At 31.4% G+C, this 23,610-nt stretch carries 21 protein-coding genes; 9 read left to right on the top strand and 12 right to left on the bottom strand.

Features of this window, described 5'->3' with window-relative positions; genetic code table 11:
• Positions 1 to 237 precede the first annotated feature (237 nt).
• Both FLACHUCJ7_RS22680 and FLACHUCJ7_RS22685 read right to left on the bottom strand, forming a co-directional pair.
• Complete coding sequence (locus FLACHUCJ7_RS22680) at positions 238 to 2,832, bottom strand: T9SS type A sorting domain-containing protein (protein WP_180910628.1); 2,595 nt, start codon at positions 2,830 to 2,832, stop codon at positions 238 to 240.
• 136 nt (positions 2,833 to 2,968) lie between these two features.
• Positions 2,969 to 5,158 (bottom strand): glutamine synthetase III family protein, encoded by a 2,190-nt coding sequence (locus FLACHUCJ7_RS22685; protein ID WP_180910629.1) that lies wholly within the window; start codon positions 5,156 to 5,158, stop codon positions 2,969 to 2,971.
• Positions 5,159 to 5,585: 427 nt separating this feature from the next.
• On the opposite strand from FLACHUCJ7_RS22685, the gene FLACHUCJ7_RS22690 reads away from it, so the two are divergent.
• A complete protein-coding gene (locus tag FLACHUCJ7_RS22690) occupies positions 5,586 to 6,602 on the top strand; it encodes a glutamine synthetase beta-grasp domain-containing protein (RefSeq protein WP_031456589.1) in 1,017 nt (338 codons plus the stop codon).
• Positions 6,603 to 6,840: 238 nt separating this feature from the next.
• Positions 6,841 to 7,809, top strand: coding sequence for a TerC/Alx family metal homeostasis membrane protein (locus FLACHUCJ7_RS22695; protein ID WP_180910630.1), 969 nt, complete (start codon positions 6,841 to 6,843; stop codon positions 7,807 to 7,809).
• A gap of 73 nt (positions 7,810 to 7,882) precedes the next feature.
• On the opposite strand, the gene FLACHUCJ7_RS22700 is transcribed toward FLACHUCJ7_RS22695, so the two are convergent.
• The 3 genes from FLACHUCJ7_RS22700 to FLACHUCJ7_RS22710 form a co-directional block, all read right to left on the bottom strand.
• Positions 7,883 to 8,401: a hypothetical protein gene (locus tag FLACHUCJ7_RS22700; RefSeq protein ID WP_180910631.1), complete on the bottom strand. Its 519-nt coding sequence runs from the start codon at positions 8,399 to 8,401 to the stop codon at positions 7,883 to 7,885.
• 91 nt (positions 8,402 to 8,492) lie between these two features.
• Positions 8,493 to 9,359, bottom strand: a complete 867-nt coding sequence (locus FLACHUCJ7_RS22705; protein ID WP_180910632.1) for an alpha/beta hydrolase — start codon at positions 9,357 to 9,359, stop codon at positions 8,493 to 8,495.
• Between the two features lie 119 nt (positions 9,360 to 9,478).
• Entirely contained in the window at positions 9,479 to 10,351 is an 873-nt protein-coding gene (locus FLACHUCJ7_RS22710; protein ID WP_031456594.1) for an AraC family transcriptional regulator, read from the bottom strand.
• 895 nt (positions 10,352 to 11,246) lie between these two features.
• Between FLACHUCJ7_RS22710 and FLACHUCJ7_RS22715 the strand changes: the two genes are divergently transcribed.
• From FLACHUCJ7_RS22715 to FLACHUCJ7_RS22730, 4 genes are all read left to right on the top strand, one after another.
• The gene (locus tag FLACHUCJ7_RS22715) at positions 11,247 to 11,648 is read left to right on the top strand and encodes a T9SS type A sorting domain-containing protein (RefSeq protein WP_078229357.1); all 402 of its coding nucleotides are present in this window, start codon (positions 11,247 to 11,249) and stop codon (positions 11,646 to 11,648) included.
• A 361-nt stretch (positions 11,649 to 12,009) separates the two neighbouring features.
• Positions 12,010 to 12,414, top strand: coding sequence for a T9SS type A sorting domain-containing protein (locus FLACHUCJ7_RS22720; RefSeq protein ID WP_031456596.1), 405 nt, complete (start codon positions 12,010 to 12,012; stop codon positions 12,412 to 12,414).
• A 348-nt stretch (positions 12,415 to 12,762) separates the two neighbouring features.
• Complete coding sequence (locus FLACHUCJ7_RS22725; protein ID WP_180910633.1) at positions 12,763 to 13,164, top strand: secretion protein; 402 nt, start codon at positions 12,763 to 12,765, stop codon at positions 13,162 to 13,164.
• 593 nt (positions 13,165 to 13,757) lie between these two features.
• Positions 13,758 to 14,162 (top strand): T9SS type A sorting domain-containing protein, encoded by a 405-nt coding sequence (locus tag FLACHUCJ7_RS22730; RefSeq protein ID WP_180910634.1) that lies wholly within the window; start codon positions 13,758 to 13,760, stop codon positions 14,160 to 14,162.
• A gap of 827 nt (positions 14,163 to 14,989) precedes the next feature.
• Here the strand turns inward: FLACHUCJ7_RS22730 and FLACHUCJ7_RS22735 are convergent.
• Positions 14,990 to 15,484, bottom strand: a complete 495-nt coding sequence (locus FLACHUCJ7_RS22735) for a hypothetical protein (RefSeq protein ID WP_180910635.1) — start codon at positions 15,482 to 15,484, stop codon at positions 14,990 to 14,992.
• 164 nt (positions 15,485 to 15,648) lie between these two features.
• Here FLACHUCJ7_RS22735 and FLACHUCJ7_RS22740 point away from each other — a divergent pair, with 164 nt between their 5' ends.
• Positions 15,649 to 16,029: a flagellar motor protein MotB gene (locus FLACHUCJ7_RS22740; protein WP_180910636.1), complete on the top strand. Its 381-nt coding sequence runs from the start codon at positions 15,649 to 15,651 to the stop codon at positions 16,027 to 16,029.
• A 39-nt stretch (positions 16,030 to 16,068) separates the two neighbouring features.
• On the opposite strand, the gene FLACHUCJ7_RS22745 is transcribed toward FLACHUCJ7_RS22740, so the two are convergent.
• The 4 genes from FLACHUCJ7_RS22745 to FLACHUCJ7_RS22760 all read right to left on the bottom strand — a co-directional run bounded on the left by FLACHUCJ7_RS22745 (position 16,069) and on the right by FLACHUCJ7_RS22760 (position 18,784).
• Positions 16,069 to 16,692, bottom strand: a complete 624-nt coding sequence (locus FLACHUCJ7_RS22745) for a murein L,D-transpeptidase catalytic domain-containing protein (protein WP_180910637.1) — start codon at positions 16,690 to 16,692, stop codon at positions 16,069 to 16,071.
• Positions 16,693 to 16,767: 75 nt separating this feature from the next.
• Positions 16,768 to 17,427 carry a hypothetical protein gene (locus FLACHUCJ7_RS22750; protein ID WP_180910638.1) on the bottom strand — a complete coding sequence of 220 codons (660 nt, stop codon included), beginning with the start codon at positions 17,425 to 17,427 and terminating at the stop codon, positions 16,768 to 16,770.
• Positions 17,428 to 17,497: 70 nt separating this feature from the next.
• Positions 17,498 to 18,298, bottom strand: a complete 801-nt coding sequence (locus FLACHUCJ7_RS22755; RefSeq protein ID WP_180910639.1) for a hypothetical protein — start codon at positions 18,296 to 18,298, stop codon at positions 17,498 to 17,500.
• A 72-nt stretch (positions 18,299 to 18,370) separates the two neighbouring features.
• Positions 18,371 to 18,784, bottom strand: coding sequence for a helix-turn-helix domain-containing protein (locus tag FLACHUCJ7_RS22760; protein ID WP_078229364.1), 414 nt, complete (start codon positions 18,782 to 18,784; stop codon positions 18,371 to 18,373).
• Positions 18,785 to 18,982: 198 nt separating this feature from the next.
• On the opposite strand from FLACHUCJ7_RS22760, the gene FLACHUCJ7_RS22765 reads away from it, so the two are divergent.
• On the top strand, positions 18,983 to 19,303 hold the full coding sequence (locus FLACHUCJ7_RS22765; RefSeq protein WP_180910640.1) for a hypothetical protein: 321 nt from the start codon (positions 18,983 to 18,985) through the stop codon (positions 19,301 to 19,303).
• A gap of 187 nt (positions 19,304 to 19,490) precedes the next feature.
• Here FLACHUCJ7_RS22765 and FLACHUCJ7_RS22770 read toward each other — a convergent pair whose 3' ends face one another.
• Both FLACHUCJ7_RS22770 and FLACHUCJ7_RS22775 read right to left on the bottom strand, forming a co-directional pair.
• Positions 19,491 to 21,419 (bottom strand): AAA family ATPase, encoded by a 1,929-nt coding sequence (locus FLACHUCJ7_RS22770; protein WP_180910641.1) that lies wholly within the window; start codon positions 21,417 to 21,419, stop codon positions 19,491 to 19,493.
• A 281-nt stretch (positions 21,420 to 21,700) separates the two neighbouring features.
• Positions 21,701 to 21,970: a helix-turn-helix domain-containing protein gene (locus FLACHUCJ7_RS22775; RefSeq protein WP_180910642.1), complete on the bottom strand. Its 270-nt coding sequence runs from the start codon at positions 21,968 to 21,970 to the stop codon at positions 21,701 to 21,703.
• Between the two features lie 106 nt (positions 21,971 to 22,076).
• Here FLACHUCJ7_RS22775 and FLACHUCJ7_RS22780 point away from each other — a divergent pair, with 106 nt between their 5' ends.
• Positions 22,077 to 23,522, top strand: a complete 1,446-nt coding sequence (locus FLACHUCJ7_RS22780; RefSeq protein WP_180910643.1) for a hypothetical protein — start codon at positions 22,077 to 22,079, stop codon at positions 23,520 to 23,522.
• Positions 23,523 to 23,610 lie beyond the last annotated feature (88 nt).

The following is a 23,610-nucleotide window of genomic DNA, read 5'->3' on the forward strand; positions in this document are numbered from 1 at the left end:
CAACTATTTATTTTTCTTTCAGTTATTATGTATCATATTTATTCATATCAATATGCTTTTTTAACACTAGATTTCTAAACTGCAAATACATGTGATTATACTAATAACATTCTGTGAGCAAATGTAATTTTTACCAAAACGAAGGGAATCACTATAAATAATGATTTTGCATTTCATAAGAAAAATGGGCTATCTAAAGAATTATAGATAGCCCATTTTATAATAAAACTAAATGTTTTAATCTTTAATCAGTTTAGATAAATAGGTGTTTTTATCACTTATTACTTTAACAAAATACAGTCCCTGATTTAAGCTTGAAACATTGATTTTTTCAATACTATTCTGAGATCTGAAAGATTGTTTTTTAACTATTTTACCCGCCGAATCTGAAATAACTACTTCTGTAATTACCTCGTTTAAAGCTGAAACGGTCAATTCATTCATTACAGGATTAGGATAAAGCTGAACATTATCTTTGGTTTCAGTACCCAAATTATCTGTATCCGAAGAATCTGTTTTTCCTGGCTTTAATCCATTTAGGATAGCATCAATAATTTCTGCTTTTTGCTCTTCTGTAATACCGGCAGCATTTGCGGATTTAGCTGTAGTGTTAAAGGTCAATTGGTACGTAAAACCACTATCATAACAATCACATTCAGGTGTGTACATTCCAATTATATACAATTTATTATTTACAAAAGTATAACCAGGGAAAGTAGTGGTCAAATCCCATGTTGTAGCCGATGAGGTTCCCGCAAATGGAGGCAGATTGCTTCCCGCATTATTTCCGTGTGCAAAAGTACTCCAGTTAATCACGACAGAAGGATATGAAGTTACCTCGGCTACATACCAGTGGTATTTTCTGCAATTTCCTTTAATACTGTCATCTGACGTTGCAATACTATTAACCGATGCAATAATTGCATTGTTTGTGCCATTGTGCTGTACGGTAATCGCAAGTCCCGGATCTCCCAAAGCACCAACATAAATATCATCTATTGCTAAGTCATTTCCGTCACCATTACCAGTTTCGTCTAAATAAATCCGAACGGTTTCGCTGGTTCCTGTTGCCGTGAAAACTACATCTGCATTTTGCCAGTCACAAGCATTAGCTGTCGCCACATTTACTGTAAATACCGCTGAAGTTGTAGCCCCTGCTTCTATTCTGACTTTCGGAAGAATATCAAAAGTACATTCCTTCATGTTTTTGAAATTGGCACAGAAACGATACTTTTCTCCTCTTCTTAATCCTGTTATTGTTTGCTCCCAAACTACAGAAGAGCCGGATTGCTGTGTTTTTCCGTTTACCGTCAAATAATTATCATTTGAAGCATACGTTACAGGATCAACACAAAACGAATGATCGGTTACTGTTGCTCCAAAAGCTGCTGCAGAATTCGTTACATTATATTGTCCCGGATAAGTAGATGAATCCAGAGTATAGGCGCTGGTAAAACCTGTATTTCCAGCTTCAAAATTACCGTTGACAACTAAATTCTCAGAATCACAACAATAGGCGCCTAAATTATTAATACAGAAACAGATGTCATTATCAAAACCCGCCGTTTGTCCGTATTGCACTCCTAAAACCGGATTTGCAGAATACTGAACAACTGTTTGTACGTTTCCGTTTAAGTCCACTAAATTAAAGGTCAGTTTTGCTACTACGTCATAACAAGTCCCCGGTGTCTGATTTGGGAAATCTGTTGCTGCTACATCAACTGAATAATTAGAGCCTGAAATTGTGGACGCCGCTAAAGTATTCAATAATGTTCCGTTTTGATAAATTTCAAAACTGATCTGAACATTGGTTGCCGCTGCAGGAACAGTAAATGTTCCATTAAAAGTTTGTTTCGGTTTTATACAATCATGTCCTTTTAAATCTAAATCAATAACGCCCTCTGAAGTATTTTTACAACTCGTACAGGTGTCATCAATATAGGTATATCCATTATGACCTCCAGCAGAACAATCTGAGTTTATAAGCATAATTACTACTTCTCTTCCAATATGGCTTGATAAGTCCAGATAGGCGCAACGCCAGTCTCTGTAATACTTTATTCCTTCACCTGGAGCATTAGTTGCACTGATAAATGGGTTAGACGGAGCAGCAATATCCACCATTTTATCAACAGTTACTCCGGCCATATCTACAGCTTCTGCAACAAAAAAGACTTCAGAACCATTTACGCTCCCATCTGCATTTGAATGGCTTCTATCCATTACCAAGGCATATTGAAAATAGTATTTTGCATTCGCTGCCGTTACCACAAAACGCTTGGCAATCCCTTCTGCACCATAACCCGGCTGATCATTTCCTAAACGAATTGATTGTGTGCCTGAGGATCCCGGAGCAGTTTTAGACATTGAAAAAGAAGGACTGGAAGCCAATAAAAGAGCATCTGTTCCTGTTGTTTCGATAGAAGTGAAATTTTGTCCAGATGCCGTACCAGTAAAAGGTAAGGATAAAACACCCGGATTTAGTGTTAAGCCATTTTCAATAGGAAGTGTCGTAACTCCGTGTTTCAGGCTCAAACCGGTCCATCCGCTGTAACCACTTTCAAATCCGGAATTAACACATGGCTCTTTTGATAATTCTATATTCTGTAAAATAGACTGAATTTTTGTAGAAGATTTAATCGAGGGTTCTGATTGATTTTTAATAAATTGTTCAATGTTTCTCGCTTTAACTTCTTTAGTCCAGCTCATATCATATTCGTAATGCAGTCTGACATTTTTGACCGTTATTAATGTGTCCTGATATTTTTGTGCAGAAACAGAGCCACACATTAAAAGGAACAATCCCGTAATTAGATGTACAATTGTTTTCATAATAAAATATTTTGAGGTTAATAAAGTTGTATATACACACTTATATCAGATTCTATTTACAATTGTTACCTCTAAACATAAAAAAATGCCTCTCCATAAAATGGAAAGGCATTTATATATATTACAAAAACTTATTCTATTTCGTAAGTAAAAGCTCTCTGTATTTAGTTAAAGTCCAGCTTTCATCATCAACCAATAATTCCAATTTATCACAATGATTACGAATATCCTCAAAATAAGGTATTACTTTATTACAATAGGCCTCAGCCATTTTTTGAGCATCTGTTAAATGGTTTGCTGTTCTTCTTTCGTTTGTCATAGCCTCCACTTTTGAACTGATACCTTCTATATGACCTGAAATTTCCTTGATCAGAATAATTTGTTCTTTAGCAATAGTTTCAAATGCTGCGCCAAAAATTTCTTTTAGGCCTTTTACATTTTCAATTAAGGCATTTTGGTAACGTATTGCGGTTGGAATAACATGATTTTTTGAAATATCTCCCAAAACTCTTCCTTCAATCTGAATCTTTTTAGTATACTCCTCCAATTCTATTTCATAACGAGCTTCTGCTTCAACATGATTCAAAATTCCTAATTCGGCAAATAAATCTAAAGCTTGTTTAGAAACTTTGGCTTTAATGGCTTCCGGAGTAGTTTTAAAGTTGCTTAAACCTCTTTTGGCTGCTTCTTTTTCCCAGGCATCACTATAGCCGTCTCCTTCAAAAAGTATTTTTTTCGATTGTTTGATGTACTCCCTTAAAACATTGAAAATTGCTTCATCTTTTTTCAAACCTTTGGTATCAATCAAAGTATCTACTTCAATTTTAAAATCCTTTAATTGCTTGGCTACAATAGCATTTAAAGTAGTCATTGCATTCGAGCAGTTCGAATTTGAACCAACAGCCCTGAATTCGAATTTATTTCCTGTAAAAGCAAACGGTGACGTTCTGTTTCTGTCGGTATTATCCAAAAGAACATCCGGAATTTTACCAACCACGTTTAGTTTTAAATCTGTTTTTTCTTCTGGAGATAATTTACCAGTAGTTACACTTTCCAGTTCCGTTAAAACTTTTGTCAACTGCTCGCCAATAAAAACCGAAATAATTGCCGGAGGTGCTTCATTTGCTCCTAACCTGTGGTCATTACTGGCTGTTGCAATAGAAGCTCTTAACAAGGTTTCGTAATCGTTAACTGCTTTTATGGTATTAATAAAGAACGTTAAAAACTGTAAATTACTCATTGGTGTTTTACTCGGACTCAATAAATTAACTCCTGTATCTGTTGCCAGTGACCAGTTATTATGCTTTCCTGAACCGTTTACGCCTTTAAAAGGTTTTTCGTGAAATAGAACTTTAAAATCATGACGCTCTGCTACTTTTTGCATAACATCCATCAACAAAGAATTATGATCGACAGCAAGATTGGTTTCTTCAAATATTGGAGCCAATTCAAATTGATTTGGTGCTACTTCATTATGACGCGTTTTTACCGGAATTCCTAATAACATACATTCCTGCTCTAAATCTCTCATATAAGTTAAGGCACGTGTTGGAATGGATCCGAAATAATGATCGTCTAACTGTTGTCCTTTTGCCGAAGTATGCCCCAATAAAGTTCTCCCGGTCATCATTAAATCAGGACGGGAATTTGCCAAGGCTTTGTCAATCAAAAAGTATTCTTGCTCCCAACCTAAAGTAGCTGTTACTTTTTTTACGTTTTTGTCAAAATATTTACAAACCTCTGTTGCTGCTTCATCCATTGCTGATAAAGCTCTTAACAACGGAATCTTATTATCTAAAGCTTCTCCTGTGTAAGCAATAAATACGGTAGGAATACATAAAGTTGTACCATATATAAATGCCGGAGAAGTTGGGTCCCAGGCTGTATATCCTCTGGCTTCGAAGGTATTTCTGATTCCGCCATTCGGAAAACTTGATGCATCAGGCTCCTGCTGAACCAATTGTGCTCCTCCAAATTTCTCTACAGGGTCGCTTCCGTCATATGATATATCAAAAAATGCATCGTGTTTTTCTGCTGTAGTTCCGGTAAGCGGCTGAAACCAATGCGTATAATGTGTAACTCCTTTTGCAAGAGCCCATTCTTTCATTCCCATGGCAATATAATCTGCCAGCTTTCTGTCTATTTTAGTTCCGTGCTGAATGGCATCCCTCACTCCTTTAAAAGCATCTGAAGTTAAATATTGCTTCATCGCTTTTTCATTAAAAACATTCGCCCCAAAAATAGTTGACTTTCTGTCAATTTCTTCAAAATGTACCGGCTTTCTTGAAGAAGCTTCCTTTAAGGCTTGAAAACGTAGTGTTGACATGTATATAAGTTTAAAAATTCGTACTAATTTTGATTAAATAAAGAAGAACAAATATAAACAATAAAAAAGCCTTTTTTAATCATAAGTTTTAGATTTTTGAAAAGCATTTTAGCAATAAAAGGTTCATTTTGTAAAGAATTCTGAAATGCTTTTTAAAAAATATAACAAAACATACGAATATTACTAAGTAAATCAACAATTTTTCATAATTTGGATAGAAATAAATTTAAAAAACAAAGGTGTTTATTACGAATTTATATTTAAAACATTAAAAAATTGCTATTTTTTAAATATACCCCTACCTAAATTGCGCTTATGTAAAAAATTATATCTATTGAAACAAAATATACCCCCTAATTTTTACGACTTAAAAAATAAATCTATATTTGACCCAGCGAAAAAACAAAAAAAATTAATTTATATTATTATGGCTAAAATTAAGTTAGAGTACATTTGGTTAGATGGATACGAACCAACTCAAAATCTTAGAAGTAAAACTAAAGTTGAAGAGCACGAAAATTTCAAAGGAACATTAGAAGAACTTGGGAACTGGTCATTTGATGGTTCATCAACAAAACAAGCTGAAGGCGGTTCTTCTGACTGTTTATTAGTTCCAGTTGCAATCTATCCGGATCCAACTCGTATTAATGGATACTTAGTAATGTCTGAAGTTATGTACGCTGACGGAACTCCACACCCATCTAACGGAAGAGCTACAATTGATGATGATAATGATGATTTCTGGTTTGGTTTTGAACAAGAGTATTTCATCATGGATACTAAAACTTTATTGCCATTAGGTTTCCCTGTTGGAGGTTATCCTGCTCCACAAGGTATGTACTACTGTTCTGTAGGTGGAAAAAACACTCACGGAAGAAAATTAGTAGAAGAGCATGCTGATTTATGTATCGCTGCAGGAATCAACTTTGAAGGTATTAACCAGGAGGTTGCTTGTGGACAATGGGAATTCCAATTATTCGCTAAAGGTGCTAAAAAAGCCGGAGACGAAATCTGGGTTGCTCGTTACCTTTTAGATCGTTTGACTGAAAAATATGGTTACTATATTGAATACCACCCAAAACCACTAGGAGATACAGACTGGAATGGTTCAGGTATGCATGCTAACTTCTCAAACAACATCTTAAGAACATGCGGAGACCAGGCTACTTACGAAAGAATCTGTGAAGCTTTCCGTCCTGTTACTGCTGAGCACATTGCAGTTTACGGAGCTTACAATGACCAACGTTTAACTGGTAAACACGAAACTGCTTCTATCCATGATTTCTCTTACGGAATTTCAGATAGAGGAGCTTCAATCAGAATTCCTTTAATTACTGTTCAAAAAGGATGGAAAGGATGGTTGGAAGACAGAAGACCTGCTTCAAACGGTGATCCATACAAAATTGCTGCAAGAATTATCAAAACTGTAAAATCAGCGCTATAATTCAAAGCTTAGGTTATATACTAAAAAGTGCCATCATTAGATGGCACTTTTTTTTATTTAACAATCCGACAAACTTTTAACTTCTGCTGCTTTATCGCCATAACGATTAAAAACCTTAACATTTCTATTTTCTGACATAACAAATCACGAACTTCAAAAGAAACATTCTTATAAAATTAACTTTTTAAGTTAATTTTCAAGACCTATCTTTGTATATACACTTTAAATACAGAGCATTATGATAGTCTGGACTTTATTTTTATTATCTGTTATTTTTATTCTTGCCTTGGATTTAGGTGTGTTCAACAAAACACCACATATCATTAGCACCAAAGAAGCCAGCAAATGGACATTGATTTGGGTAACATTGTCATTTCTTTTTTCAGGAGTTATTTACTGGCTATACACAACAGATTACATTGCAAACCCGGATAATCTAAAACCTGCAGTTGCTTCAATGAAGTTCATTACAGGATATTTAATAGAACTTTCGTTAAGCGTTGATAACATTTTTGTAATCGCCATCATTTTTGCTTCTTTCAAAATACCTCAAAAATACCAGCATCGTGTTTTATTCTGGGGAATTCTGGGAGCAATTGTTTTTCGTGGCCTTATGATTTTCTTTGGTGTCTTACTAATCAATAAATTTAGCTGGACAACTTATATATTTGGAATTTTCCTGATTTTTACCGCTATAAAAATGCTGTTTTCAGGAGAAGATGAAGATTTTCATCCAAAAGATTCTTTTGTATACAAAACATTAGGAAAAATTATTCCGATTACATCCGAAATGGAGGGAGAAAATTTTTTCGTTACAACTAAAACTGCAAAAAAAGCAGCAACTCCCCTATTTGTTGCCTTAATAGTAATTGAGGTTATGGATGTTTTATTTGCCGTTGACAGTGTTCCGGCAATTCTCGCCATTACATCAGACCCGTTTTTGGTATTTAGCTCTAATATTTTTGCCATTTTAGGATTGCGTTCTATGTATTTCTTTTTAGCCAATATGCTGGCAAAATTCAGTTATCTGGAATATAGTTTAGTCGCTATTTTAGCTTTCGTAGGATTAAAAATGCTGCTTCACGATTATATACAAGTTCCGGAATGGGCTTCTTTAGGATTTATCGCCCTTTCACTTTTAGTTGGAATTTTGGTTTCTTTAAAATTTGGAAAAGAAAAAGAACTTACGGATGTTGATTTGGATTAAATTCTGAAAAACATATATCCATAAAAAAAGGAAATCGTAAGATTTCCTTTTTTTATAAAATAAATTATTGCTATTATAATTTTCGAATATTGCTAACATCAATATTATATTTATTGATAACTTCATAGTAATTTGAATAGTCAGGTTTATTGGCTGATTTATTAGTATTAATTCCATCATCACCAGGAACAATTACGATACGAAATATTTGATCAACCACAAAATCTGACGGTATAGGATTAGTATTTAACCCAAATCCTTGAGTATAAATTCTAACATTATCTTGAGTAAAATCATATTTATAAGCAAAATGAAGTGAACCATTACTATAATAATGAGATTCTGGAAGCGGAGTCCAAATATCGCGTCCAGTATCAGGATCAGGTCCATCATATCTGAAAATCAAAATAACATCACCAGAATATATCCTAGAATTGAAATTTTCATATATTTCAGACTCAACGGTTGAACTGAAGTTAACTTTAGTAATTTCATAAACATAACTAATAGTATCATTATCCTCTTCATCATCCGAACAACCAGAGAATGCAAATAATCCAACAACTGCGAAAAGTGTCAATATCTTTTTCATAATATATTTTATTTTAAAGGTTTATATATTAAAGGTATTCCAAAAATCAAACCAAAAAAAATAATTGAATGCCTTTTGGTATTATTTTTTATTATTTCCCTACAACTACCTGATTTTTAAGCACTATTTTATTGAAAAATAATACATGAAATGGCAATGCATTTTCCCAATATTCCCAAGTGTGCGCTCCCGGTCTTTCACTATAATCGTGTTCTACCTTATTATATACTAATCTTCTATGCAATTCCTTATTTGGCTCAATTAAAAAATCATCTATGCCACAGTCAATAATCAGTGGCAGTTTATTGGCTTTTATTTTATCCATCATATTTAATACCGCATGCTGCTCATACATTTTTATATCATTACTCTTGTCGCCAAAAACAGGTTCAATTAATTTAAGAACCTGAGCAGAAGAATCACGATTGAGCATTACACTCATATCAACTGCGCCACTCATGCTTCCGGCTGCACAAAATAAATCAGGATTTCTGGCAGACAAGTACAATGCTCCATGGCCTCCCATAGAAAGTCCGGTAATGACACGCCCATTTTTATTCGCGATAGTTCTGTATGTTTTGTCTACTTTCTGAATTACTTCCTTAGTCACAAAGGTTTCAAACTGGCTTCCTGTATTTACCGGACTGTCGATATAAAAACTAAATGTTTCACCTTCGGGCATTACGATAATCAAATTATACTGATCCGCTAAGTTCTTTACAAGTTCACTGTCCGGCGTCTTTTTTAACCAGTCATCAAAATGTCCGTAAGCGCCATGCAATAAATACATTACCGGAAATGCCGATTTGCTTTTGGCATATGAATTAGGCAACACAATAGCAGCCTTGTATGTTTTACTCATTGCCGTACTGGCAATTTGCAGCGTATCTACTTTTGCAGCATGCGAAATTCCGGAAGACAGTACACATAGAAATAGTAAAATTTTAAAATACTTCATGATTTTATTTTTTTTAAAAGAACATAAATATACTTTTTAAGAATCAGATAATCCCAAAACAGCATAAAAAAACCATCAACAAAATTGATGGTTTTCTATTAAAAATAAGTACAATCTGTTTACATGATCATCGCCCGATGCTCTTGTCTGTATTCTGAAGCACTTTTGCCGGTATATTGTTTAAATGACTTGCTGAAATGACTGAAATTATTAAATCCGCTTTCATAACATACTTCATTTATACTAATAGGTTTCTCTGCCAGAAGTTTGGAAGCATGTACCAAACGGTACTCATTGACGAATTCAGTGAATGTTTTATTTGATATTTTTTTAAAATAACGACAGAAAGACGGCGTGGTCATACTGACCAATTTAGAGACTTCGTCTATTGAAATTGGCTCCTGAAAATGATCTTTTACATAACTAAACACAACATTAATCCTATCATTATCCGGTACCTGCATTTCGAGTATAAACCCATCTGCATTTAAAACAGTATATTCTTCTGAAGTCGCTAAATCCTTTAAAATACTCAAAAGAGTCAGGAAACGCTCAAACGGAGATTTGTTCTCCATCAATTCCATTTTAGTTCCAATTCTTTTTTTAGTTTCACCTCCAAATGCTATACCCGCTTTTGCCTGATCAAGAAGTTGTTGAATTTTTTTCATTTCAGGAATTCCAAAAAAATCTCCTCCCAGAAAATCAGGTTTAAAATGAATTACGGTTTCATCTGTATTACCCGTTTTTTCGTTTGTGAATCCGCAATGCGGCAAATTAGAACCTATCAAAATCAGGGAACCGTTCGTATAATACGAAATATGACTCCCTATTTGTCTCTTTCCCGCTCCTCCATTAACAAAAACAATTTCAATTTCAGGATGGTAATGTAATAAATGGGATTTACTATTAGTCTTTTGAGCATGCTTAGTGTAAGTAAACGAGCTTCCGTATGAGTTTGATATTATTTCAAGAGCTGGGGCAATTGGTTTCATTTCGTAATGATTAAATAATAAGAGCAAATTTAACAAAAATACCTAAAAAAATTTAAATTTTAACCTACAACGCTTTCGTAACTAAGAATAACACATAGTATTCAATAAAAAACCGAATTGTTTTTAACAGAATAAAATTAGACATTAATTTTAAAAATCAATGTTATTAAAAAGGTAAAATTAAAGTAATGAATTTGACTCTCTTAAACAATAAAAGTGAAAAGGAATATTTGAAAAAGGAGTTTAAAAAATTACTAAAAAAATCTTTCACTATTAAATAAGAGATATAATATTCGTGTTTTATATGTAAACCATTGAATATTATTTCAAAAAAAGAAACTAAATACTTTATAAAATTATCAAATCGTTTCACAACAACCTCTCACCGATTCCTGATCTATTTTTATGTCTTCTTTCGGAATTGGAATCATGCAAATTTGAAGCCACAAATAAAATTCTATTTTTAAACCGATAGAGTTGTTAATTCAGCATCGATACAGTAAATCCGGAAGAATCCATTTTTGGTCATTTTACCCTCGTTTTCCTTGTTTTTACTATTTATTTTCAATAAAACATGTTTTAGAAGGTACAAAATTAAACTTTTAGGAATTATCAACTACCCAAAAATTATAATAATCCTATTTTTTTCCTACAAAAATTACACAATTAAAACAAAAACAAACCAAAGAACATCATATTCATAATTGAAAGATATATTTTGAAAAATAATAACCAAATTCGCCAAAACTCCAAGAATAATTCAAATTTTAACATATAACGGTTTCGTAAATGAGAATACAGCATATATAATAGCAAATAGAGTTGTGCTCTTTGCCCTACAGTTGAAGTAATTTAGCAGTATAGAATTAGAAGAAATAATTTAAAAAAATATATCATGAAAAAGACATTAAAATTAAGTTTAGTATGTGCAGTACTTTTTGGAACAAGTACTTATGCAATCGACGGAAATGAAGATTCTTCTCTTCATGTAATTAAAGAAAAAGGTAATGAAGTTACTTTTGGATTAAATGTAACTGAAGCAAAATTAATGATATACGATCAGGATGGTACTGTACTTTATTCTGAAAAAGCTTCAGGAAAAGATGGAATCCTAAAAAAAATCACTTTTGAAGATTTTCCGGAAGGAACTTACATATTAAAGATAGAAGATAAAGAAAAAACAACAAAACATCAAATCACTGTTACTTATAACAAGATAGTTTTATCATCTAAAGCAATATCATCAGTTTATAAAACAGAAATTTCTGGTAATAATACAGGCGTAGCAGTACGCTAAAAAGTTTATGCTTTCATAAGTATAAAAATGAGGTTAGATAGTTAGTAAAGTTTAAAACCTTACGGTTTTCAAAACAGCTCTTGGTGGTTCTTGAGCTGTTTTTTTTTGCTTTTTTTCAGTTCAATATTTTTTATAAATATCATAAATCAGCATCTTTTTCAATACTGTCATTCATTTAAACAAATTATCAAATAACAATCAAATTAACGTTAACAATAATTATAATTCAAATTTTAACCTATAACGGTTTCGTAAATGAGAATACAGCATATATATCAGCAAACAGAGTTGTACACATTACCGTATAGTTGAAGTAATTTAGCAGTATCAAATAAGAAGAAATAATTTAAAAATATACATCATGAAAAAGACATTAAAATTAAGTTTAGTATGTGCAGTACTTTTTGGAACAAGTACTTATGCAATTGATGGAAATGGAGATTTTGCTCTTCATGTAATTAAAGGGAACGGGAACCAGGTAACTTTTGCATTAAACAATGTAAAAAAAGCACACTTATCAATCTACGATACAGATGGCAACCTTATCTATTCTGAAAGTGCTTCAGGCAAAAGCGGAATCCTAAGAACATTCAGCTTTGAAGAATTCCCGGAAGGAACTTATTTCTTAGAAGTAGAAGATAGTGTAAAAACTACAAAACATGAAATTACGATTACAGCCGGTGTTGCAACATTATCATCAAAAGCAATTTCATCAGTTTACAAAGCAGGTTATTCTGCCAACAATACAAGTGTAGCAGTACGCTAAAAAAGTTTATACTTTCATAAGTATAAAATGAGGTTAGATAGTTAGTAAAGTTTAAAACTTAACGGTTTTCAAAACAGCTCCTGGTGGTTCTTGAGCTGTTTTTTTTGTTCCATATTTTGATCAATAGCGAGATAAACCCCTTTTTTTATGCCTGTCAATTATTTAAATAAATTATCAAATCACAATCAAATTAACGTCAACAGTGATAATAATTTAAATTTTAACCTATAACGGTTTCGTAAATGAGAATACAGCACATATATCGGCAAATAGGGTTATGCAAAATAACATATTTCGTAAGTAATTTAGCATCAGATAATTAGAACTAACAATTTAAAAACTATTGTCATGAAAAAGATTTCAAAATTAAGTTTAGTATTAGCAGTACTTTTTGGAACAAGTACTTATGCAATCGATGGTAATGAAGACTTCAATCTTCATGTATTAAAAGCGAACGGAAAACTGATCACTTTTGCTTTAAACAATGTAAAAAAAGCAAAATTAACAATCTACGACCAGGACGGTACTCTGATTTATTCTGAAAGTGCTTCAGGTAAAGATGGAATTTTGAGAACATTTAGCCTGGAAGAATTTCCTGAAGGAACTTATTTCCTTGAAGCAGAAGACAGCATAAAAATAGTAAGACATGAAATTACAATTACAGATAACAAAACAGTTTTGTCTGCAAAAGCAATTTCATCATTTTACAAAACAAATAATGCTAAAAATGCAACTGTAGCCGCTCGTTAAAACTGTTTACAATTTTAATAATTGTATAAAAATGGTTAGATAGTAAAAGATTAAAACTTAATTGTTTTCAGAAACAGCTCTTTGTGGTTATGGAGCTGTTTTTTTTATTTCTTTTTTTTTTAGAAAATCTATCAGATCTCTAAAATACTTTTTGAAAATAAATTAAATGACAGCATTGATAAATTTCCACAAATTTGTAATTTCTGGCAAAATTCATTTCTACCGATTTATATCCTATTTTCGTCTTTTTACATACTTTTTAACAACAGAAGCAACAAATCTTACTCCTAAATTATACTTTATGCAATTTCAAAGTAGGTAAAAATTATTATAAGCTAATTTTTTCCTACTTAAAATTACCACATCCTAACAAAAACAATGCAATGATTTTTATATTCGTAATTTGAAGTGAAATTTTAAAAAATTATAATCAAATCGATCAAAACTCCAACAATAATTTAAAATTTAACATATAACGGTTTCGTAAATGAGAATATAGCATATATATCAGCAAATAGGGTTGTGTACTTTACCTTACATCTGCAGTAATTTAGCAGTATAGAAATAGACGAAATAATTTAAAAAAATATATCATGAAAAAGACATTAAAATTAAGTTTAGTATGTGCAGTACTTTTTGGAACAAGTACTTATGCAATCGACGGAAATGGAGATTTTGCTCTTCATGTAATTAAAGGAAACGGTAGTGAAGTAACTTTTGCATTAAACAATGTAAAAAAAGCACACTTATCAATATACGATGTAGATGGTAATCTTATCTATTCTGAAAGTGCTTCTGGCAAAAGCGGAATCCTAAGAACATTCAGCTTCGAAGAATTTCCAACAGGAACTTATTTCTTACAGGTAGAAGACAGTGTAAAAACTACAAGACACCAAATTACTATAAAAGACAATGTTGCTGTGATATCAAGACAAGCAGTTACATCAATATATAAAGCAGGTTCTTCTGCAAACAATACAAGCGTAGCAGTACGCTAAAAAAGTTTATGCTTTTCATAAGTATAAAAATGAGGTTAGATAGTTAGTAAAGTTTAAAACCTTACGGTTTTTAAAACAGCTCTTGGTGGTTCTTGAGCTGTTTTTTTTGTTATATATTTCTCACATCTCAGAAATAAATGCAAAAAGCAAAAAAAATTCAACAAAATATCACTTAACAAACACAAGTAACTGAATGTTAAAACTTTAAAAATAATTTAAAAAAACAAATTCAAAACATCAATAAACACGTAAGTATCTTAGTAAAACAATGGAAAACCTTTGAATTCAACAACTTACTATTGAAAAATAAAACAGTAAAAATTTTGAAATAAGAGAACTATTTGTAGTTTCGCCAATACCACGAATTAGAAATTAAAATTAAAATTAGAAAAAGAGATGAAACAAATTTTAAGACTGAGCTTTGTTGTAGCTGTATTATTAACAGCATTAAGTACGTATGCAAGTAATGAAAAAAGTGATTATGTACGTATATCAAAACCGGAAATGGAAAAGTAGTAAGCTTTACATTAAACGCTGACGAAAAATCAAATTTTTCAATTCTTGACGAAAAACAAAACTTACTTTACACAGGAGAATTTTCTACAAACGAATTAGAAGTTTCAAAAACCCTAAACCTTGAAAGTTATCCTGCCGGAACTTATTATCTAAAAGTTTTGGAAAACAACAAAATAGTAAATCATAAAATTACTGTTTCTAATAAAAAATCAAAAACAATTGCGTTAGACCAATCAGTAAACGAAAGCCCGGCTTTTCGTCGTTAATCATATTGCCCCCTATTTAAGAACAGCTCCATATGAGCTGTTTTTTTATTTAATTTCTTTCCTTAAACCGGCTCCAATTTTTACCAGTTCCCAAAAAATATCAGCTTCTGATGTAATAGCTATTTTTTGAAATTCTTTATAAAAAGAAGAATGTACAAATGCATAAATATAATCTAACAACTCTATGGCCATGAAACTTTGCCTGAATTCAGGACGTAATTCGCTGCTATTGGCAAAACAAACATTTCCGGCTTCTCTTTCACTCAGAAACAGCAAGCCCAAATGATCTGCAAATAGTTTTACAATTTCGTTATTTAGAATAACAGTTTCAGGAACAGATTGATTACAAATGGCTTCAGTAGTAAAATAAGTTTGCGTAGTATTTTGTAAAATTTTTAAAACACTGTTTTCTAAATCTATACCATCAAATAGCGGAGAAATATTTTCATCTGCTTTTAAAGCGTTGATTTTGTTACAATACTCCTGGATAGTCATAATGATACTGGTTGAATCCATAAAATTAGACCATATAGTTTTCATTGAACATTTTTCTCCATTAAAAATGTCTGAAAACTTTTAGATAACACGCTTGAAATAGTTAAAATTCATAAAAAACCACCCAAACACACCTTATATCACTGACTTAGATATATTTGCGAAACAAAAAAAACAAAAAATCCAGATATTCTCTTAAACCAATGGGTATGCAAAACAGACTTGTTATTTTAATATTAGGGACTTTTTTTTCATTCAGTGCTGCTGCCCAAAATGAAAAAGTCTTTATTACTGACAAAGTAAGCGACACTTATGCTTATGTTGATGTAATGAAAACCTATGAAAGAGTTGCTGCAAAAGGCTACAAGTCTGTAGATTTATTTCAAAAATTAGGAGATTCGTCTTATTCACATTTTAAACTCGAAAAAGCAGCCGAATGGTACGATAAACTATTTGCCATGACTGCCGATTTAGAACCTGTATATTATTACCGTTATGCAGAATCCCTAAGATTCATCTGCGAAAACGAAAAAGCCGATGCTATTCTTGAAAAGCTGAAAACAAAAGGAACGGTAAAAAAGAAGGTTTGATTTTTTAACAAATTTCTTCGATACTGCAACCGGTAACATTCAATAATAAATGTCCAAAACAATTCTTTTATCAGAACTGTCAATCAGTTTCTCTATCCTCGCATAGTATTTTTCATTTACCATCGGACAGCCATAGCTGTTGCAAATTGGATTGTCTTGTTCTTCGTACGGAACTTTGCTGTATTTATGCAAAACAATATTCCTTAAAAAAGCATTATCATTGGTTTTGTCTAAGCCATAAAGTTTATATGCTTTTCCAAAATCTCCATTATAACTGTATCCGATATAATATTTCCCTAATGCTGTACAAAGTGAATTATTGACATTGCTGAATCGCAGTTTATCCTTTATTCCGGTTTCAGATCCGGAGCCATGTGCAAACAATCCCTGATCAATTATTTTATTCTTTTTTAAATCGTATATAAAAAATCTGTTTTTCCCAGACTTGATTTTCATGTCTATAAAAAAGGCTATCTTATTATTGTATTTGGAGTTATTGCCTATAAGCTGTTTTACGGCATCTACTCTTTTGGTCAGTTTGTGTGGTGTTTTTTTATTGAATTCAGAAGCTTTAAAAACGTTTTCTTTAGAATTTTCTAATAGGATTATCGTACCCAAAAGCACTATTGTAAATAATAAAAGAAAAAGAATTATTTTTCGCATAGATTAATGATTGATAAAACTATATTATTTTTTGGCAATCGCTTTACCACAAATTGCGTAATCTATTTATTGCAATTAAATATTCATAACTGTAAACTGAATAAATAACATTCCGATTATAAAAGCAGTTAAATATATAAATTTCTTAATATCATCAAATTCTCTTCCTTCTTTTAGAATCAGCCCTCTGAATTTCTCTGAAACTAATGCTAAAATTGAGCTTATAAAAACCAGACCAAGAGCTAGTTTCACACCAATTCCAATCGGAAGTCCTTCTTTTTTATCCTGCAGCATAAAGGGAATTATATCAGACAAAAAAAGCAAGTTCCATGCTATTATAAAAAACACAGCAACCGGTTTTTTAATTGGAAATCCTCCTTGATTTTGCCTTTCAAGAATTTTCAAATCTTCTGTACTTATTTCTGAATTTGTATTTTCTAAAAATCCCGTCTTTTTAATTTCATTTATAACTGTGGTCGGATTCTTAAAAGTCCAGAATATAACTTTTGAATTGTATTTTTCTATTCTGTGGTTTATTTTAATTCCGTTTCCAATTATCGGGACCGAACTGTACGCTTCTATAGAAATAATGTCTTTTGGCTGAAATACCAAATTACCAACAATTGATGCGTTAATTTTTAAAACCTCTTTGTCAACATATAAATCGGCCAAAGGAAAACTGGCATTTGCCATTCCGATTCTTGCTCCGCCGGTAAGCGTAAATTTTTCAGTCATAACTTAATTTCTAATTTTAGATAGGCAAAAATAAGTACAAAGAAACATCTTTTTTAATAAAAACTATTAGCTAAAAAAGTCGCTCAATTTCATTTTGTATCTCAAATATATCCATAACGGCATACAGCCCTACAGATTCTTCCAGATGAGCATTAGAAGGCGAAGTTTCAACATTTGAATGTATAAGTTTGATTTGATTTGCCAAATCGGGCAAAAACTTGATTCCTGAAACGGCATATTTAGAAACACGTTTACTGCCATCATTGTACAATTTTCCTTTTGCAGGCAACTTTTCTAATTCCTGAATTTCAGGAACTTTATCAAATATTGTATCGTAAAACTCTATTATAGGGCTTTCGTTGGGGCGTGAAAGCTTGTGTACATAAGCACAATAAAAATGTTTATCGAGCTGAATAGCAATTACATCCTTTGGTCTGTAGAAAGTAATATTATCAGGCAATGATGGTTTGCGCCTGAGCGGAACGGGTTCTGAACAAATTAGTTTTTTTATCTGATCTGATTTTCTAAAAAAGTCATCGCTTAAAACAACATCGCGGTTTAAAGCATCAATTGCGTCTATTGCTTTTTCTGTAATTTCAGAATCTTTGAGTCCGTATTTATGAAGAATTACCGCTAACGCCACAAATGTTGTACGTTTATAATTATCTGTAACTTCTGTATGATCGGCATTTAGAACACAATTCCAGCGCAATAAGATTTTAGGAAGAATATAACCTGTAAGATTTTCAGCAATTTTTGCGTCATGTTTGGCATACGCCATCGCTTTTGCAGTGAGCCTTGCAAAATCATCATCGATATTTTGTACTAATGCTTTTGATGCTAATTTATCCAGTATTTGCTGATGCGTCATTTTTATTTTGAAATTAAAAAGACAGCTTTTTGGAGCTGTCTTTTGTTGTTTATCAATACCTTTTTAGGAATATTATTTCCCTTTAAGTAATTTTTCTAAATATTCGATCTTATCTTTTTCTGCCTGAAGCAAACGTTCGTAAAGGTTTTTATTTTCTTCTACAGTTTCCATTAATTTATCTAATGGATTGAAAGTGCAATTATTATTATTTCCAAAATGGCTATTATTTACAACTTCATTAAAACTATTAAAATAATTGATTACACTTTCTTCAGAAAAATTCTTAATGGCTTCAACCGTTACACCAAGCGCTTTTGCAACTTCAATAAGCTTTTGCTCATCAATGGTTTCACTGTTTTCTAAAGCCGAAACAGCTTGCTGGTTTGTTCCTAAAGCCTGTGCCAAAGCTTCCTGTTTCATATCACGAAGTTCACGAATGCGGCTTATTTTTCGCCCTATATGATTTGGTTTTGTAAGTGTGCTCATAATTCAAAGATAACAATTAAGTTCATTAACAAGAAATATGTAAAAAACATATTTAGTGCCGTATCATACGGCAAAAAATGATTTGATACCGTGTAATCTATTTCTTTCTTGCAGTGTGAAACAAAAATACATTTTTTCTGATAATAACAAATTCTAAAAGTCAAATTCTAAAACAATTCACACTCAAAAACCAACGAAATGGAAACCACTGAAATTATAAATTTAGAAATTCTCAAAAAATTATCTGCCCGGTCTTTTCAAACACTAAAACCGACTCCTGACAATTCAAAAGCCTACATCGCTCAAATTAAGGTTTCTAATTATGTCGAACTCGGCGGCTTAATTACCGACCTGCTTAAATTGTGTATTTTGGCGCTGGATCCGGAAACACCTAAAATTGTTGAAAAAAACAATGAACCTATTAATGTGGGACTTATTTTAGAAACTGTGCTTCAGCTGTTTCCTTTGGAGGAAATGGAGTTTTTGAGTAATGTTGGAAAGATTATTGGTAAAGATTGAGTTCTTTAAAGATAACCATAATATTGTCATTTCGACGGAGGAGAAATCTTCACGAGAAACTCTACAAAGATGGGCGACATTCTGTACGGAGCTACTTACGGAGATTTCTCCTTACGTCGAAATGACAAATTGGAGAGGGGAAACTTTGGGTTCGTGGGGGGAACGTTCGCTTTATCAAAAAAGTATTTTAACTTAATTCTTCTAATGCTAATGAAGCATTTGCTAATTGTTGAGACCAAAAACCATGTCTTTTACCATTCTTAAATGTTGGTTCAGTAGTTTTTCTTAATTCTTTAATTGCATCCTTTGAGTTTTGAATTAATACTTCTAATGATTCTATTTTTGATTTAGCATCTATTCTAGTTATACACTTTTTAGGAATATGATGTGATTTTAATCGTCCATCCTTTCTATAGTCTGTAGATACATAGCCATCTTCCGAAGTAATTTTAAATAATTTTTTGAATTCAAGTTGATCAAAAACTAAAAATCCTTTTGCATGTGCTTTTTCTCCAATTGCTAAAAACTGATCTTCTACAATCAATAAATAGCCTTCCTCTTTAAGCAATTTAAAAGGAGACTTTATAGAATTGAATAAATTTAACCATTCATTTGGCTCTATTTCATGAAATACATTACACATTACAATAATATCGAAGGTATTTTCATCATGCGTTGATAACAGTTGTGTTGTATCATTAAAATATCTATTATCTGAACTACCATAAATATCTTCAAATACTTTAATGCAAATATCTTTATTACCATCAAATTTATCGTATCCATAAAAATCCAACCACTCAGTGATATCTGAATTTCTTAACCTTTCATTCTCATATATAGTAGAAAGCAATCTTCCTTTTCCAATCCCAAAATCAAGAACTTTTAATTTTTCTTTTGATTCAGCGCGTTTTTTTATAATGTCATGAATCTGTGCTACCTGAGGATCTTTTAAACCAGTTATTAATACTTCAGGATAAAACAAACTTTCATATGCAAATTTATTACTCCCCATTTGAGCAGGCAAAGATAAAAAATGCGATAATTTTTCGATTTCTTCCTCAGTTCCCAATAAACCTGCTAAAACTGTTTCAGGTATATCGCCTGCATAAGAAATCTTACCTTTTTCAATATACCAAATGCAAGATGGGTCAAAATGAGCTAATACATTAATTGAATGAGTTGCAATCCATAACTGTCCATTTTTGATATGAGGAATAATTTTATCAAGAACTTCAATTAAAGCTGCTGGATGTAAGTGATTTTCTGGCTCATCCATAAATATGACTACATTTTCTAAATTAACTTCTTGTCCATAAAGCGCCATACAAAATTGTAATAGAATTATTTGCCCATTTGAAAGGTTTGCTTCACCTATACGCTTGCCAAAAATTTCAGGATAACCATCTTTAGTTCTTTTTAAATCAGTGTTTAGAAATAATTTTATGTAGCTTTTTAATTTTTCATATTGAAATAATATATCTTTTCTTTCCTCTTCACTTATATTTGAATCATCCGGAACACTTGCATCTACAAAATTCCTTTGAATCTTTTCAATTGCTGAAATAGCTCCAAGCGAAACATTATTCATACCAATATTATAAATTAATTTAGCATGACCGTCACGTTGTTGCGGAGAAATAGTAAAACTATCAACTAGGTTTAAAGATTGAGGTACAAAATCAACTAGTAAACCATCTTTTTTTTCTGGAAAAATCAAAAAATTATTTTTGTTTTGTAGTTTTTCGCTCCAAGATTTAACGTTTCTCTTTGCAATATCTATATTTGATAAAATATTTGATTTAGTTTCATTTATCGGATTAGTCTGTTCCTTGGATAAAATTTCATTAGTTAATTTCGAATCTATACGCTTAATATCAAGATCAAATTTTAAAATACTTTCATTATGATTTTTGATTCCGTCTTCCAATCTTTTAATTTCTTCATTATCAGGAAAAATATTAATTTGTTGCTTAATTAATTGAAGTGTTCTACTTTTTCCAGAACCATTTTTTCCTGCTAATAAAACAACATTACCTAAACGATCCATCAAAATTGGTTGAAGATCTAATTTTGATGTGATTTCTTCTTCAAAATTTATTTTTTGTATTTTCATATTAACTAGGTTATGTAATTAGGGTACTAATTATTTAGGTTTAAACGAAAATAAGAAAATTAATTTAATCGATTTATTTTCAATACAGTATTTCTAAATGCAAAACGCATTCGATCATTAACCAAATGCGTTTAAAAATTATAAAAAGTAAATTTTACATATTCCTTCTATACTGATTTAACCATGTTTTGTTGGTATTAGAACGTTTTTAGTCAACCTTTAGACAACAAAATAAAATTTATATCGATAAAATGAAGTAATATAAGTCAGCCAAGAATTTTTTATTTCGATGTTTTAGTTAATTCGAAATCAAACAACTCTTTAGGTGAAACATCCAGACCTCTAGCAATTTTAAATATTGTACTAACGGTTGGATTTATTATTGCGGTTTCAATTCTTGCAATCTGTGACAAAGTAATTTCTGACTTATCAGCAAGTTCTTCCTGAGACATCATTTTTTCAGAACGTAGCTCTTTTAGTCGTCTAGCCAACAACATTAATCCTTCTTTATCGAAGATTAGTATTCTAGTTTTTTTATCATTCTTTTCCACTTATCAAAAAGAAGATATTTACATGAAAATTGTTATAGCACTTGTGCTATAAATATATATATTTGTGAAAAAATTCATGTTCACTAATAAGTAAATACTCTAAAAAATGAAAAAAAACATCGTTCTATTCTGTGCTATTAAATTTCTCTTTTTGGGATGTATTCTGAGTCCCATTAAAATAAGTGCTCAAACTTCCTTTTCTCTTGAAAACCTAAAAGAATCAAATTTTGAGCCTTTCCCCTCTTTTTTAGACGCAATAAAAAATGATGCACAGGCAAAGAGTAGAAATAAAGCTCAACATTGGAAAGATGAACTTTTCATTAAAGATGGATTATTATTTGTACCTCGAAGTAGTAATGGTGGTCAACATTGGCAACTTGACGGTTTTTCTGTTTATGACTTAAATAAAAAACAATTTGGTACAATTGAATATTTAGATGGAACTAATTCTAATGCTAGTAAGCTAGGAGCTTTAAATATTTTACGACCAGATTTTGATGAGAATTTATTTTTTACTTTTCGCAATTCGAAGGTGTATAAATCATCATATTCTGTAAAAGATTATAGCATGTTTGAATACTACAATTATCCTCGTTATAAAAACGAACAGTGGAGCTATTATTCACCAAATGCCATGTGCGAATTTACGAAAGTTGGTACATACGTTGATATAGAAGAAGACGGTAAGATTTATAGATTTCAAGTTACAAAAAATACGCTTAATGAAGACCAATCATATTTTTTCAGTATTGACAAAAATAGAAATTATGCAATGAGTTCCAAAGCTATAGATATACAAAATCAAAATGGTTTTGTATATATTCAGTTATTCAATAGTTCACAAGCATTTATTAATATGAAAATGCTAAATGTAAGTAACATTATTGAAAATAGTGATATGCCAAAAATGATAAATCGAGGTAATGGTATTGTTGAAACTAAAGTTGGGCGTAGAGCATATACATGGGACATTGATTCAATGGATTATCTGAATAATGGAAATATTCTGTTAAATATTAACTTGTATGACCAATATAAAGTTCATTATCCCACTAGCCTACCAATGGCTTCATCTCATAAATATCAATTAGCAATTATTCTGAATCCTAAGCTAGAGCTTGTAAAATACAATTTTATTGTGGATGCTGATTACAAATTATTTAGTAAAAACAATAACGATTTTTTTGAAATTATTTCAGATGGAGGAAAAATAATTTGTTATGATGAAAACCTAAATATAAAATGGTACAAAGAATTAGCTATGGAAAATAGCAAATCAGTGGGGCAAATTTCATATTTTAAGCAGATAAATAACTATTTATACTTAATGGGAACTGCTACAAATAAATATCATGTTGGCTTAAATGACCCAATTATTTGGAAAGTCGATAGTCAAAATGGAAAACTAATTGTTGAAGAAGTTATTAAACTCACTCAGTCTCCATCTTTTTGCAACGGTTTTACGTATTATAACAACAAACTATACTTATTAGTTAATGATGGAAGTAGTAATAGTCAAATTTTAAAAAAATCGAACTTAAATATTGATTAGAATACATTTCTTATTGCTTGAACAACTATTAGGCAAGAATTAAATTGTCTAGTATTTTTGTTCATGTTCACGGTGTTCATATTTTAAA

The organism is Flavobacterium salmonis, assembly GCF_903819435.1.
Taxonomy (GTDB): Bacteria; Bacteroidota; Bacteroidia; order Flavobacteriales; family Flavobacteriaceae; genus Flavobacterium; species Flavobacterium chungangense.

Coding starts and splice junctions, on each gene's coding strand:
- FLACHUCJ7_RS22700 (WP_180910631.1), bottom strand. CDS start 8,401: ATGAAAAAGATATTGACACTTTTCGCAGTTGTTGGATTATTTGCATTC.
- FLACHUCJ7_RS22735 (WP_180910635.1), bottom strand. CDS start 15,484: ATGAAAACTATATGGTCTAATTTTATGGATTCAACCAGTATCATTATG.
- FLACHUCJ7_RS22765 (WP_180910640.1), top strand. CDS start 18,983: ATGGAAACCACTGAAATTATAAATTTAGAAATTCTCAAAAAATTATCT.
- FLACHUCJ7_RS22725 (WP_180910633.1), top strand. CDS start 12,763: ATGAAAAAGATTTCAAAATTAAGTTTAGTATTAGCAGTACTTTTTGGA.
- FLACHUCJ7_RS22730 (WP_180910634.1), top strand. CDS start 13,758: ATGAAAAAGACATTAAAATTAAGTTTAGTATGTGCAGTACTTTTTGGA.
- FLACHUCJ7_RS22760 (WP_078229364.1), bottom strand. CDS start 18,784: ATGAGCACACTTACAAAACCAAATCATATAGGGCGAAAAATAAGCCGC.
- FLACHUCJ7_RS22695 (WP_180910630.1), top strand. CDS start 6,841: ATGATAGTCTGGACTTTATTTTTATTATCTGTTATTTTTATTCTTGCC.
- FLACHUCJ7_RS22720 (WP_031456596.1), top strand. CDS start 12,010: ATGAAAAAGACATTAAAATTAAGTTTAGTATGTGCAGTACTTTTTGGA.
- FLACHUCJ7_RS22750 (WP_180910638.1), bottom strand. CDS start 17,427: ATGACTGAAAAATTTACGCTTACCGGCGGAGCAAGAATCGGAATGGCA.
- FLACHUCJ7_RS22740 (WP_180910636.1), top strand. CDS start 15,649: ATGCAAAACAGACTTGTTATTTTAATATTAGGGACTTTTTTTTCATTC.
- FLACHUCJ7_RS22745 (WP_180910637.1), bottom strand. CDS start 16,692: ATGCGAAAAATAATTCTTTTTCTTTTATTATTTACAATAGTGCTTTTG.
- FLACHUCJ7_RS22715 (WP_078229357.1), top strand. CDS start 11,247: ATGAAAAAGACATTAAAATTAAGTTTAGTATGTGCAGTACTTTTTGGA.
- FLACHUCJ7_RS22710 (WP_031456594.1), bottom strand. CDS start 10,351: ATGAAACCAATTGCCCCAGCTCTTGAAATAATATCAAACTCATACGGA.
- FLACHUCJ7_RS22680 (WP_180910628.1), bottom strand. CDS start 2,832: ATGAAAACAATTGTACATCTAATTACGGGATTGTTCCTTTTAATGTGT.
- FLACHUCJ7_RS22755 (WP_180910639.1), bottom strand. CDS start 18,298: ATGACGCATCAGCAAATACTGGATAAATTAGCATCAAAAGCATTAGTA.
- FLACHUCJ7_RS22770 (WP_180910641.1), bottom strand. CDS start 21,419: ATGAAAATACAAAAAATAAATTTTGAAGAAGAAATCACATCAAAATTA.
- FLACHUCJ7_RS22780 (WP_180910643.1), top strand. CDS start 22,077: ATGAAAAAAAACATCGTTCTATTCTGTGCTATTAAATTTCTCTTTTTG.
- FLACHUCJ7_RS22690 (WP_031456589.1), top strand. CDS start 5,586: ATGGCTAAAATTAAGTTAGAGTACATTTGGTTAGATGGATACGAACCA.
- FLACHUCJ7_RS22685 (WP_180910629.1), bottom strand. CDS start 5,158: ATGTCAACACTACGTTTTCAAGCCTTAAAGGAAGCTTCTTCAAGAAAG.
- FLACHUCJ7_RS22705 (WP_180910632.1), bottom strand. CDS start 9,359: ATGAAGTATTTTAAAATTTTACTATTTCTATGTGTACTGTCTTCCGGA.